Below are 13,354 nucleotides of genomic sequence, written 5' to 3' on the forward strand. Positions count from 1 at the left end.
TTCCGTGCAGGCAGTACCTAATTTAGTTTTCGGAGTATCTCCTGCAACCTACGGTAAAATGTCTTCTTGTTTGCGTCGCTGTCTTCTTTCTCAGAAGACTCTTGATTAAACAAGTCTGACAAGAACGTCATATCACTTTCGAATTCACTGTCTTTTACCGGCTGTCTGTGCAGTTCGAGCATCAGGTTCACCAACATCAGCGGATCGATGATTTTCCAATGCACAAGCGCACAGTCGTCACCAAAGCGCATTAGCGCCCGATCAAGCCCCTCAACATCAAATGTCCAACTTAGCCCCTTCAATGGAAGAGAAACTTCGATGGTGTCCGTTTCCTGAATGTCCCGAACGAAATAGTGGGCCGCAAAGCGAAACAATCCCACTGTATCTTGGGCAGGCAGCGGGGTCCCGAAATAGGTTTCTGGTTCACGGCCATTTAACGACACATCAACCTGAACAGCCATGGGCAATACTTCATTTGCCCCGTCAAAGAAGATTGTCGCACCAGCTTCCCTTTGGATGCAACTGACGGCCAACATGGCGGGAACACCCTCCCCGTGCTCTGAAGAAGCCGAGACCGCATCAGTTAGCAACATGAAATCATATGGTTTTTTCAAATTTGGTATGACGCTGGACCAAACACTGTCGGAATACTGCGCGCGCGTGTTTTTCAAAATTCGGCTCGCAAGCGCATTTTCGCGAATTTGTCCCGGGCTCTGCTCAATCCCTGCCGACACAAGCGAAGGCAAAAGCGCAAAAACCATGAAGAGAATGGCTCGAATAATTCCAACGCTCATGCTTCATCCTTACTGGTCCTGAACCTCGCGGCTCTGGCAAATCCAACATAAATGGCCACCGCGATTACAATGACACCCAGCACATCGTTCGCGTCGAACCTGATGACATCCGGCGTAACCTTTCCTGGTTTCAGTAGAATAAGCGCCGCAAGAAGCACCCAACCAAGCGTATAACGCATGGCGGCGTTGTCCGCCCGGAGCACGCCTGGAATTTCAGTCCATGAACATCGCGACACCCAAAGACGCATAACGACGGCCATTGAGCCAATGACAAGGAAAATGCTGAGAAACCTTGTCCAATCAATGATCACTGGCAGAATTGCCAGCTGCGCTAGAAACGCCAGGATAAACAAAATCAATACAATTCTACCCGACCACGACCAATCGTCAAAAATACACTTGAACCCTATTTTCCATGAGAAAAACACCAGCGGACCGATAGTCATGAGCAAAGCGGCAGGTAACTGCGGTATACTCAGGATGTTGCGGTCCAGCGAAAAAAGCAGTGCTTCCTGAAAGTCCTGGCCAATGAAGAAAAAAGCAACTTCATCCAAGGGTCTCATGGACCATTCGACGGGCAGCTGAGCATAGTACGCCAGCATCATGGCGTCACGCTGCGCAAAGTCCCCAGCATGCCCGGCACTTACAACAAACACGATTACATCCAACAGGCCGATTAGAGTGCCGATGACAAATACACGCGGCGACAACGGCAAAACAGTCAAGGCAGCAAACAGAAGCGGCATATAAATAATATAAGCTTCATGCACCAACAGCAGCGGCGCCGTAAGCAACAGCAGGAAATAAATCATGATTTCCTTGCGCTTCCCCGTGCCCCAGGTTGCCGAAACAAAAAAGAGAACCGCGGCCAACAAAAACAAAAATGGTTCTTTATGTCCTGCCAGGTTCTGATGAAGAACAGGTGCAACAATACCGAACGGTGCGTAAATTAATAACCAGGCCCAATGGTTTTCTCTCAGAGGATAGAACAGTCGGGCCGCAAAAAACAAAAACACCAGTGTGAGAAACACCGATACCGAAGTTGCAACGGTCATAAAGCTCCACCCCGTTGCCTGAGACACAGATATCAGAGCTTCACCGACCAAACCTCGGCGGACAAACCCACCAGCATAGTTTATGCCCCAGTCCGCCAGTTGGTAACTGTGCAGTCCCGTCATATACAAGATAATCGATCTGCTGGTTAAAATCGCCAGAAGGATAAAATATACGATGTAAACAGTGCCACTTTTTAGCTGACTGAAGCGCGACCATTGGTCCTGAAAAACAGCCCCAAGCCAAACAAACAATTTTGTCATCGTAGTATCGCGTTACTTGTTGAACGGCATCGGCGTTTTATTGACTGCACAAGTTTCACTCGGACGCCTTTTGGTATGTTTTTCCGAGACTACTCTAGATACTCATCTTTTTGAACACGCCCTCGGGAATGTTCCGAATAATCAGCATAACCAACCTCCAGACCGGTCTTACATAAATCACGTTTCTTTTTTTCTGCACGGCTTTGACGATGGCACGACCAACTTCTTCGGGCTCTGCTGTCAGACGTTGTGGCAGGTCCATCCCTTCTGTCATTTTCGTGTTTACGAACCCAGGCAGGACTGTCACAACATGGACCCCCTCTCCTGCAAACCTGTTGCGCAAACCGGATAGAAATGCCGTGAAACCAGCTTTTGCCGCACCATAGACATAGTTAGACGCACGGCCACGCTCTCCGGCGACCGAGCTTATGCCCACCAAAGTTCCGGATCCGCGCGCAGCAAACGCGTTACCGAGGGTGGCGAGAACCTGCGCCGGACCTTCAAAGTTGGATCGCAGAACCACTGTGGACGCTGCCAGGTCCACTTCGTTTTCGGACTGCTCACCCATCAGCCCGATTGCGCATATCGCCACGTCAGGCAGGGCGGGTAATCCGTTAACGAAGCCTTCGATGTTGGAGGTGTCCAGCACGTCAAACTCGGCCAATGTTACGTCTACGTTGTACCTGAGCTGAATGTCCTGCTTTTGAGGCTCCAGATCCGAGGCATTTCTGGCCGCCAGGATCACTGGATACCCGGCGGAAGCAAACGCATGTGCGGCAGCAAGTCCAATATCAGAGCGCGCGCCCAGAATGAGCGCTGAATTCCTAGTCATAGAGCGAGTCTTTCTGATTGTGCCGAGTGAAACCGCCCGGACCATCCTTCTTCTTTTCTCATTTCGACAAAGCCGTTCACCCTGTCGTCAGCTCTGCGCAGGACGTCTGACGACATACAACTGTCTTTCGCCAAGTAAAACCGACCGCCGAAGTCTGCCGCAATACCGTACAGAGTTTCCAGAAGTTTCAGCGTTTGTTCGCTGATCGGAAAGTCGAGGGCGAGGGTATAACCCTCGTCAGGGAAGGAAAACCGGCTTTCCTGGGGGCCCAACCGCTTTAGAACCGCAAGAAAGGACCCAAGCCCTTGATTTGATATCTCGCTGAGAAGGGCTGTTAGACCTTCCTCTGAGCTGGCCAACGGTAAGACACATTGGAACTGGGCAAACCCCTTCCGCCCATAGATCTTGTTCCATCCCAGTATGGAATCCAGGGGGTAGAAATACGTGTCATAGTCTACCAGCTGCAATTCATTCTGTTCGCGCTGCCCCGCCCAATAGTAGAGCGAGTTGAAAGCGCGAACGCTATATTTGTTCAGCGCGAATGACGGGCAATCAAATGGAACCCGCAGCTTGTTCTTCCTGGCAATTGGATAACGGTCTTCCAATTGTCTGGGCGTCAGGTCGGGTCTGGCCGCGTGCTCACCTGACATAACAATCGACCGGCCTAGCTTGTCTCCGGTGCCGAGGCAATCAATCCACGCGACGGAATAAGTCGCGTCCTGAACACGATCAAAATTCTCCATTGCAGCCTTTAGGTTCGGTGCCGCATGGGACGTCTGCCGAATCCAACCACTTTCAACAGGGCGCAACCTAATTGCGGCACGCAGAATAAAGCCCGTCAGACCCATGCCACCTAGGGTATATTCAAAAAGCTCCACGTTTTCAGTGGCCGAGCATCTTAGAATGTCACCCTTGGCGTCCATGACATCCACCCAATCGACGCAACAGCGAAAACTGCCATCAATATGGTGGTTCTTTCCGTGCACGTCGGCTGCAATCGCACCCCCGAGGGTGACGAATTTGGTACCCGGCGTCACGATGGGGAACCAGCCGCGAGGCAAAAAAGCGTCGATCACATCGCCCAGCAGAACACCGGCTTCGGCAACCAGTTGTCCGGCGGCCTCACTAAAGCTCAACATCTTATTCAGATGCCGCGTCTGAACTGTGGCTAGACTGCTAACAGCGCTGTCGCCATAAGCCCGACCGTTGCCACGTGCGATCAGGCTTGGATGCTTGGCGATCAACGCGCGCAAGGCCCCCTCGTCCCTAGGGGCGTACATGTTGGTTTCAATGATCGGGTACCGGCCCCAGCCCGATGTTTTCATTATGTCACCTTGGGCGAGGCTGCAGAGAACACGAACCTCTTGTCCAGATTGTACTTGACCACATAACCGATACTCAATCCGATCAGGGCGCCTAACTCACGCATGAAATCCGTCTTCCAGATGAACCAGAATGTGGACTCGAAGCCCCAAAAGATACAGGTCGTGATTATGCCCATGGTCGTATAAAGCGAAAATTTCTTGCCGTGCTGCTTCAGACCGGAACCGGTGTCGTAGAAAATCCAATGTTTATCCAACACATATTTGACAACCAACCCGGCCAGAGTCCCAACGGCGACGGCCACGATGAAATGTGCATTGTTTTCCCCCTGCTGCAGGACCAGTCGCTGCGCAGCAAGGTTCACAATCGTGGCGACGATAGCAAATGCCGTATATCGAAATACAAGTGTGGACCGGTTCACAGCTGCGCTCCCAGCAATGCGCACAGGAGAATTCCGCCAAAGCACACAAGGCTAACCTTGTCTTTCGCGGCATAGACCACAGGGTCGTCATGCATGGCGCCGCGGTGGGCGACCATCACAATCCGCGTAATCCAATACAACAGGATCAGGCAAACCCCCCATAAGAATTCAGGTTGGTTATACAGTTCAACAACTTCCGGAGAGTTCAAGTAAAGGCCAAGAACCAAAACCGACATATATCCCGCGCTCACCGCGATCATGGAAATGACCCGCAGATCATCCACCATGTACCCGCGCCCGCTGACACTCATCTTTCCGCGCTTCTGGTTATCGATAAGTTCGGCCTGACGTTTGATGGCCGCAAGCGAAAGGAAAAAGAACATCGAGAAAATCAGCAGCCAAACCGACAACGCGATACCGGTCGCCACGCCGCCGGCTATGATCCTTGTCGTGTACAGCCCCGCAAGCACATATATATCCACGACAATTTCCCGCTTTAAACGCAGGGAATATGCGGTCGTCAGGACGTAATAGGCGACCATGACCCCTACAAACCCCCAGCCCACCGAGACTGCGAGCAACCCGCCAATCAACAAAAGGACAAAAATCATAAATGTCCCATGAATGATCGAAGCATCGCCTGCGGCGAAGGGACGTTTGCACTTTCGCGGGTGAACCCGGTCGGCACTAAGGTCAAGCAAATCGTTAGTAACGTAAACACTCGACGCTATGACGTTGAAACAGACAAAAGCCATGAGGGACACAAGAAGTGTCGAAACTTCAAAATCATGACCAGCCAGCATAGGAACGAAAACCAGAGTGTTTTTAAGCCACTGATGCGGGCGAAGAGCCTTAATATAAGGCTTCAACGAAGCCGGTTTGGTTACCAGATGCTCGGTGCTGGAATTCACATCTTCCGCAGCTTCTCGGACAGACGATCTGGCGTTAACAGTAACCGCTTTGTCTGAATGACGCCAAACTGCCACGTCCGCGGCTGAATCACCAACATAGGTAAACCCGGCATTCCCGTATTTTTCTTGCAAAAAAGCCTGCTTGTTCGACCCTTTCAAGTTTAACGTACCATCTGAGCCATAAACCTCATCAAAAATCCCAAGTTGGTCCGCTATGTTCTTCGCTATGGTATCGTCGCTCGCCGTGACCAGAACCGTTTTTCCACCCGCGGCACGCCAATTCTTGACGTAATCAATTACCTCAAGATCATAAGGCAGTTCACTTACATCGAGAGAAACCTGGTTGGACAGGAACCGCTTGAGCGATGCGCGCCCCTTTGAAAACGCTGCTGTCATTCCAAAAAGAGAGGTCCAATCCTTTGCCAGCGCTGCCCAGAACGTCTCGAACAAAATGTCGCTGCGCAATAAGGTTCCATCAAGATCTACACAAAGAAATTGCGTTTCGTTTTCAGACAATTCCACCTGCCGCTAAAAATTGGGGGTGACTAACTTTGTAAAGGTTGCGTTTATTTATGCCCGGAACGCTGACGCCGTGCAAACTCTAGTGTTGTATAAGTGCCCATATACAATTCGATCCACACGATCGCTGAACCGCCTAACGTACGGTGCCACCACCTTGGGCAGGGCTTTTTGTATTGCAGGCAACCCGTACCGTCGGTGTTCCAGAGCAACCCGAAACACTCCGCATCCACCGTATTACTTGGTTAGAAGACAGTAAAAATTGTTTCCACGACTTGAGCCGCAAATAGCCTGAGGCTCCGCCAACGTTATCGCACACACGTCAGTTTGGCCCCGGGAACTCGGTGTGCTTTTTTGGCGACACTTGGCCACTATGCGAGCCCCATGTGAGCCGGCAGGACACAGGCGTTCTGCCCACAAACATTAGCCCGACGCAGAAATAGCTAGAATTAGAACCTATACATTATCAATCGTCCGCCAGACCAGCGAACCGCAAACGCATGCACCATATGAGACACATTTTTTCCCTGTTTTAGTCGCATTATTAGGTCATCGCTGCGTCACGCTGTCGTGTAGGTTGTACAATCGATGGCAAAAATATATCCCGTACTCGAAAGCCGCGTGATTTCCGGCCAAAAATTATTCAAATGCAGGCACACTGTAACGCCTGCAAATAAGCACTAAGATAAGAAAAGGCAGTAGAGCATGGTTGCGTTTACCAACGATCAGATCGCAGACTTTCTCGTCTACGAAGGTGGAACCCGTCCGACTCATTGGACGTATAGTAACATTACCGTTAATTTTTCAGGCCTTCCGAGCAATGTAAAAACCATGGCCCGTCTTGCGCTGTCCACTTGGGAAGATCTGACGGGCGTAACTTTTACAGAAGTTGGATCCAGCGCTCAGATTACCTTTGATGACAACGATTCCGGGGCCTATGCGTCTTCTTTTGGATTTATTACCAGTACTGATATCATTCTGACTGATGTCGATGTGAACGTCAGCTCAAGTTGGATTCAGGCTTACGGAACACAGACCGACGGCTACGCCTTCCAAACGTATGTGCACGAAATCGGCCATGCGCTTGGACTGGGTCACGCGGGCCACTACAACGGTAATGCAACGTTCGGTGTTGATAATCACTATGACAACGACAGCTGGCAAACGTCAGTTATGTCGTATTTCTCGCAACCTGAAAACACATTCACAAACGCATCGTTTGCCTACGTGGCGACACCGATGATTGCGGATGTATTGGCGATGTGGTCCTTGTACGGCCGTACCAACGACCTGCGTGCTACGGATACAGTTTACGGCCAGAACTCAACGGCCGGTGGAATTTACGATGAAATAGCGATGCTTGACGGTAAGGTCGCCTTTAACATCGTCGATGATGGCGGTTACGACACGATCGATTTTTCGAATGACCGTTCCGACCAGTTCGTGAATCTCAACGATGAGACATACTCGAACGTTGGTGGCCTGATTGGCAACATGGCGATCATGCGCCACACAATGATCGAAGCCTATCAGGCAGGCAAAGGGAACGATAGGGTTCTTGGCAATGAGCTCGACAACGATATCACAGGGAACGACGGCAACGATAAGCTTTGGGGCGGCAAAGGCAATGACAGCCTGAAAGGCAATGCCGGAAATGACACCCTGATTGGCGGTGGCGGTGCCGATCGGTTGTTTGGCGGCAGTGGCGTTGACGAGGCGGCCTATACGGAAGCCGGTTCCGGACTGATCGTTGACCTTGAAGATTCAAGCAAGAACCGCGGTCAGGCTGCAGGAGATACCCTGGACTCGATCGAAAACCTTTCCGGAAGCCGCACCCACGGCGACACTCTATCCGGCAACACTGCCAACAACCAATTACTGGGTGGCGGTGGCGATGATGTGCTACAAGGTCGCGGCGGCAGCGACACCCTTCTGGGGGATTGGGGACAAGATGTTTTGCAGGGCGGCAAGGGCAACGACGTCCTGAAAGGTCAGAAGGGTAATGACACTCTCGAGGGCGGCGCCGGCGCCGACCGCATTATCGGTGGCAACGGGGTTGACGAAGCCTCGTATTGGAATGCCGGTTCTGCCGTAGTCGTAGACTTACAAAACGCGAACAATAACCGTGGTGAGGCTGCGGGAGACGTCATTTTTACGGTCGAAAACCTCGCCGGAAGCCGCAGCCATGACGACAAGCTTTTGGGCGACTCGGGGAACAACAAGCTGTCGGGCGGCGGCGGCAATGATCGGCTGGGTGGCCGTGACGGCAATGACGTAGTGGTGGGGGGCTCGGGCAACGATGTTCTTTGGGGTGGCACAGGCGTTGACCGGCTGTACGGCGGCAACGGAGATGACTTGCTGAACGGCGGGACGGCCAACGGCTGGGATGGATTATATGGCGGCGATGGTAACGACACATATGTGATTACCAAGTGGTCAGGAAATGTCTTCTTGAACGAACAGAACCACCAATCCACCAACGACCAGGTTCTGTTCACTGGAATCTCGGTTCAGGATCTATCCGGGCAACTGTATCAGCATTCTGCTGGCTGGACTCGTGTTGAATTGATCCATTCGAACGGAAGCCAGTACAACATCCTCAATGATCAAAAAATTGAGAAATTTGTTTTCGAAGACGATTCACTGAGCTTCGACAATCTGCTTGTCGGTGGATATGGCAACTCTGCGGATACACTGAATGGCACCGCATCTGACGATTTGATTCTCGCCGGTGGCGGAAACGACACGATCAACGGGCAGGCCGGGAACGACTATCTTCGGGGCGACGAGGGCGCCGATGAACTAAACGGTGGTCTTGGCAACGATATCCTAGTGGGCGGAGCCGGTGCTGATGTTTTCATTTTTGACACCACGCAGCTTGAAGGCGCGGATACAATTTCCGATTTTGAAATTGGCGTCGACAAGTTGAACTTGAACGGGTCTAACTACAGTGATCTCACCATTGTTGACACCACGAATGGTGCACTGGTGTCATGGGCTAACGGAAGTGTTGAGCTTGAGGGAATCCTCGCGTCTTCGCTGACAGAAGATCAATTCCTCTAAGGTCGCCAGATCAGAACAGCCACTATACTGCCTTAACGACGCAACACATCCCTGACCAAATCGGGGATGTGTAACTACGTTCTGAAACAACATTGAGCGAATTGATTTCAATGCGGCAATACATTTGCTGAAGCTATGCTCAAGTCAGAACTCGGATTTTTTCGCGCCGTGGCCAGATATCGGGGGTTTTCGGCAGCAGCCAATGAACTGGACATCAGCCAGCCTACCATGTCGACGCGGGTGAAAGATCTGGAAAACCGCTATGACGTGCAGCTTTTTAACCGCGTCGGCCGCGAGGTTCGCTTGACCCATACCGGTCGTGAATCGCTGGCGATCACCTCACGCTTGCATCAGGATGAAATTGACGCTGAAACGTTACTGGAGTCGTTTCGGGGATTTCACGCCGGGCGGCTCAGGATCGCGGCGGTCGGGCCGTTTCATGCCACCGATATGATCGTTGCTTTCAAGTCCAGTTATCCTGCCATCAATCTCGAAGTCTGGTTCGGCAATTCTCAAAGATGTTTCGAGCGTATTATGTCCTACGAGGCCGATGTCGCAATTCTGGCAGAAGTTCAGTCTGATTCACGCGTCACCACCCAGCTTTATAGCACGCATCAGGTCGCTGCATTTGCAAACTCCGATCATCCGTTCTTCCACAAGGACGGAATTTCGATCAACGACCTGCACAAGCAAAAAGTTATAAGTTGCGAGGCCGGGTCAACCACGCGGGCCGCAATCGAAGCCGAAGCCGGGAAGCGAACTGGAAACCCGTAGATCAGGGAATTGGTATCAGGTTTGTTGCCGATTCTGAGTTCGTCCCCCACTCCAATCAACGGGCAATTCCGATCAAAGATGCCCGCGTTGAGACAAGATACTATCTGGCGCATCTGAAAGATCGGGCGGAATCCGGGCTTGTGCGCTCGTTCTGCGAAACGGCAATCGCAACCAATTTGGCCACGTCCTGAAATCGTACATAACTGACCTACAATCCTTTTTAAGGCTGCCAGTGGCTTTTTGCCGATGCAGAATTTCACGCATTTTAAGTACCGGGACAAATATCTATGATACCCTGCATCGCAGACAACAACGACTAAAGGCCTGTTCAGTGAACATACCAAACCGCACGATGATGCCGCCCCGCCACGAGCTGCGAGCGGTGCGCAATCAGGGCGCAACTTTCCTGGCATTGGCTTTCGTGTTCAGCATTTTCGTCAACCTTCTGATGCTGACCGGACCTTTATTTATGTTGCAGGTCTATGACCGGGTGTTGGGGTCGAGGGCTGTGGAAACCCTGACAGCCCTCTTTTTACTAGTGACACTTCTGTACGGCCTGATGGCGATGCTGGACTATGCCCGAGGCAGAATCGTGGCCCGGTTCGGGGCCCGGTTCCAGACGCAACTGGACGAGCGTGTATTCGACGCAACCCTGCGCCGGTCATTGTTCCCGCAGGCGCGGTCGGCGCCGGCAACGGCGCTGCGTGATCTGGAAGCGATTCAGAAACTTTGCTCCTCGCCCGTTCTGCTGGCGGTAATGGATATACCCTGGACCCCTGTGTTTCTGGCAGCGATTTTTATTTTTCACCCGTTGCTTGGCTGGCTCGCCGTTGCGGGGGGCACCTTACTTGTCGTGATCGCCGTGTTGAACCAGAGCCTGACTCACAACAAGGTCTCTTCAGCGCAAAAGGCATCAGCCCAGGCCAACGCGTTTTCAGAACATGCCAGACAAGCAGCCGAGGTCGTGCGATCCCAAGGCATGCAGGCAGACATCATGGAGCGTTGGCAAAAGCAACGCACCAATGCCCTGCGCGAGACGATTGCCGCCAGCGACTGGACCGGCAGCTTTACGTCCCTGACCAAATCTCTCCGCTTGTTTCTGCAGTCGGCTATGCTGGCGCTTGGCGCGTGGCTGGTCCTGCGTAACGAATTGACGCCGGGCGCAATGATTGCCGGATCCATTCTGCTAGGGCGTGCTCTGGCCCCAGTCGAACAGGCCGTTGGTCAGTGGGGAATGGTTCAGAGAGCCAGAACCGCCTGGTCTTCTCTGAACAATTTCCTCGACGCCACTCCGCCTGAAGAGCAGCGCACGAAACTGCCTGTACCGGAAGCACGGTTGACCGCCAAGGGTCTGACCGTCATTCCGCCCGGAGCGCAAACACCAACGCTGCGCAACGTCTCACTGAGCCTGGAACCGGGCAAAGCCTTGGGCGTAATCGGCAAAAGCGGATCGGGGAAATCTACGATGGCCAAGGCCCTATTGGGTCTTTGGAGGCCGGCGGCCGGAGAAATTAGATTGGGAGGCGCCACACTGGATCAATATGATCCGGATGACCTGGGTCAACATATCGGCTATCTGCCACAAGAGGTCACATTGTTTAACGGCACAGTGGCAGAAAACATCGCCCGCATGTCGGAAAGTCCGGACCCCGAAGCCGTTGTGGCCGCAGCGCGAAAAGCCAACGCGCATGAGCTGATCCTGACGCTGGACAAGGGTTACGACACCTTTCTGGAAGGAAATGACAGTCAGCTGTCGGGCGGCCAGAAACAACGTATCGCGTTGGCCCGCGCCCTGTACGGAGATCCAGTTCTGCTGATCCTGGATGAACCGAATTCCGCGCTGGATGCCGACGGGACCGAAGCGCTCAACGCGGCCGTGCGGGGGCTTAAAGCAGCCGGCAAGTCGACGATCATCATGACTCACCGCCCCCAGGCCATTTCCGAATGTGACGAGTTAGCCGTTGTAGAAAAAGGGCAGGTCGTGAGGACCGGCAGCCGCGATGAAGTATTGGGGGCTATGGTTCAAAACGCCAGTGCGATCAAACGGGGCCTTAGCCAGGTGAATAAAAATGCAGGATAAAGCGGTTCAGGATTCGCGCCCCGTGTGGAGCATAAAAATACCTGCGATTGTTGGGGCCGTGGCTCTGGTCATTCTGGTAGGTGGACTGGGCATCTGGTCGGTTCAAACCCGGTTGGCTGGGGCTATCGTGTCCCAGGGCAATATCGAAGTTCAAAGCAACAGGCAGGTTGTTGAGCATCCCGATGGTGGTGTCGTGGGCGAAATTTTCGTTCGAGACGGCGACGAAGTTGCTGATGGAGACTTGCTGGTGCGTTTGGACGACACGTTTCTGTCTTCGGAAAAAACCATTGTCGAATCCCAGCTGTTCGAACTGATAGCGCGCAAATATCGTCTGGAAGCGGAGCGTGACGGGGTTGATGTAAATGCTCTGAATGCTCAATTGGCTGAGATTCAAACGCAGGAAGGTATCGATCCCGATCTTATCGAGGGTCAGCTGCGCCTGTTCGAAGCACGACTGGAAACGCTGACTCAACAAACCCAGCAGCTGGGCAAACAGCGTATCCAGATCGAAAGCGAAATTGAGGGCACCGAGGCCCAGCTTGTTTCTCTGAACCGCCAAGTCGAGCTGATCCAGGACGAGCTGAAGGACCAGCAAAGCCTGCTGGATCGCGGCCTGACCCCCGCCACTCGGGTTTCCGCCCTGCAGCGGGAAGAGGCCAACCTGCTTGGTGAAATCGGGAGGCTCGAATCCACAGTTGCACGCCTGACAGGTCAGATTGCGGCCACCGAGATCGAAATTGTCGAACTGGCAGCCACCCGGCGCGAAGAGGCCATCACCGAATTGCGCGATGTGCAGGCACAGATATCGGAACTGTCCGAGCGGCGGCTTTCTCTGGATGTTCGCCTATCCAGGTTGGACATCCGCGCCCCTGTCGCAGGCACCGTCTACGGCAGTCAGGTTTTTGCACTGCAATCAGTGATCCAACCTGCAGAGCCGATGATGTATGTCGTACCGCAAGACACTCCGTTGCTTGTAGCAGCGCGTGTAGATGCGATCCATGTGGACCAGCTGCATGTTGGTCAGTCTGTTGCCCTTCGCTTTACCGCCTTCAACCAACGTGAAACACCTGAGCTGGACGGTCACGTCATTACAGTCTCAGCCGATACCTTCACAGACGAGAATACGGGACAAACCTTTTATCGCGCCGAGGTCGCACCGGATGATGGTCAGCTTGACCGCCTGAACGGTCAGGCCCTTTTGCCGGGTATGCCGGTTGAAACCATGATCAAGACGGACGAGAGAACCCCATTGTCCTATCTGGTCAAACCAATGACTGATTATTTCAATCGTGCCTTCCGCGAATAACTTGGCGGCCTGTTC

At 52.8% G+C, this 13,354-nt stretch carries 10 protein-coding genes; 4 read left to right on the forward strand and 6 right to left on the reverse strand.

Features of this window, described 5'->3' with window-relative positions:
* Positions 1–17: 17 nt before the first annotated feature.
* The 6 genes from ACR0IY_RS13055 to ACR0IY_RS13080 form a co-directional block, all read right to left on the reverse strand.
* Complete coding sequence (locus ACR0IY_RS13055) at positions 18–794, reverse strand: hypothetical protein (RefSeq protein ID WP_480673937.1); 777 nt, start codon at positions 792–794, stop codon at positions 18–20.
* Positions 791–2,110, reverse strand: a complete 1,320-nt coding sequence (locus ACR0IY_RS13060; RefSeq protein WP_480673938.1) for a hypothetical protein — start codon at positions 2,108–2,110, stop codon at positions 791–793. Before ACR0IY_RS13060 ends, ACR0IY_RS13055 begins: the two co-directional genes overlap by 4 nt.
* A gap of 94 nt (positions 2,111–2,204) precedes the next feature.
* Positions 2,205–2,942, reverse strand: a complete 738-nt coding sequence (locus ACR0IY_RS13065; protein ID WP_480673940.1) for an SDR family oxidoreductase — start codon at positions 2,940–2,942, stop codon at positions 2,205–2,207.
* Positions 2,939–4,267 (reverse strand): FAD-binding oxidoreductase, encoded by a 1,329-nt coding sequence (locus ACR0IY_RS13070; protein ID WP_480673942.1) that lies wholly within the window; start codon positions 4,265–4,267, stop codon positions 2,939–2,941. The genes ACR0IY_RS13065 and ACR0IY_RS13070 overlap by 4 nt, the downstream gene beginning before the upstream one ends.
* Entirely contained in the window at positions 4,267–4,686 is a 420-nt protein-coding gene (locus ACR0IY_RS13075; RefSeq protein WP_480673944.1) for a GtrA family protein, read from the reverse strand. Before ACR0IY_RS13075 ends, ACR0IY_RS13070 begins: the two co-directional genes overlap by 1 nt.
* On the reverse strand, positions 4,683–6,113 hold the full coding sequence (locus ACR0IY_RS13080) for a UbiA family prenyltransferase (protein ID WP_480673946.1): 1,431 nt from the start codon (positions 6,111–6,113) through the stop codon (positions 4,683–4,685). Before ACR0IY_RS13080 ends, ACR0IY_RS13075 begins: the two co-directional genes overlap by 4 nt.
* 708 nt (positions 6,114–6,821) lie before the next feature.
* Here ACR0IY_RS13080 and ACR0IY_RS13085 point away from each other — a divergent pair.
* The 4 genes from ACR0IY_RS13085 to ACR0IY_RS13100 all read left to right on the forward strand — a co-directional run bounded on the left by ACR0IY_RS13085 (position 6,822) and on the right by ACR0IY_RS13100 (position 13,339).
* Complete coding sequence (locus ACR0IY_RS13085) at positions 6,822–9,179, forward strand: M10 family metallopeptidase (RefSeq protein ID WP_480673948.1); 2,358 nt, start codon at positions 6,822–6,824, stop codon at positions 9,177–9,179.
* 135 nt (positions 9,180–9,314) lie between these two features.
* Positions 9,315–9,953, forward strand: a complete 639-nt coding sequence (locus ACR0IY_RS13090; RefSeq protein ID WP_480673950.1) for a LysR family transcriptional regulator — start codon at positions 9,315–9,317, stop codon at positions 9,951–9,953.
* Positions 9,954–10,305: 352 nt separating this feature from the next.
* Complete coding sequence (locus ACR0IY_RS13095; RefSeq protein ID WP_480674046.1) at positions 10,306–12,033, forward strand: type I secretion system permease/ATPase; 1,728 nt, start codon at positions 10,306–10,308, stop codon at positions 12,031–12,033.
* On the forward strand, positions 12,023–13,339 hold the full coding sequence (locus ACR0IY_RS13100) for an HlyD family type I secretion periplasmic adaptor subunit (RefSeq protein ID WP_480673952.1): 1,317 nt from the start codon (positions 12,023–12,025) through the stop codon (positions 13,337–13,339). Before ACR0IY_RS13095 ends, ACR0IY_RS13100 begins: the two co-directional genes overlap by 11 nt.
* Positions 13,340–13,354: the final 15 nt, after the last annotated feature.

This window comes from Ruegeria sp. BC1, from assembly GCF_056539305.1.

Coding starts and splice junctions, on each gene's coding strand:
- ACR0IY_RS13090 (WP_480673950.1), top strand. CDS start 9,315: ATGCTCAAGTCAGAACTCGGATTTTTTCGCGCCGTGGCCAGATATCGG.
- ACR0IY_RS13065 (WP_480673940.1), bottom strand. CDS start 2,942: ATGACTAGGAATTCAGCGCTCATTCTGGGCGCGCGCTCTGATATTGGA.
- ACR0IY_RS13060 (WP_480673938.1), bottom strand. CDS start 2,110: ATGACAAAATTGTTTGTTTGGCTTGGGGCTGTTTTTCAGGACCAATGG.
- ACR0IY_RS13085 (WP_480673948.1), top strand. CDS start 6,822: ATGGTTGCGTTTACCAACGATCAGATCGCAGACTTTCTCGTCTACGAA.
- ACR0IY_RS13055 (WP_480673937.1), bottom strand. CDS start 794: ATGAGCGTTGGAATTATTCGAGCCATTCTCTTCATGGTTTTTGCGCTT.
- ACR0IY_RS13100 (WP_480673952.1), top strand. CDS start 12,023: ATGCAGGATAAAGCGGTTCAGGATTCGCGCCCCGTGTGGAGCATAAAA.
- ACR0IY_RS13095 (WP_480674046.1), top strand. CDS start 10,306: ATGATGCCGCCCCGCCACGAGCTGCGAGCGGTGCGCAATCAGGGCGCA.
- ACR0IY_RS13070 (WP_480673942.1), bottom strand. CDS start 4,267: ATGAAAACATCGGGCTGGGGCCGGTACCCGATCATTGAAACCAACATG.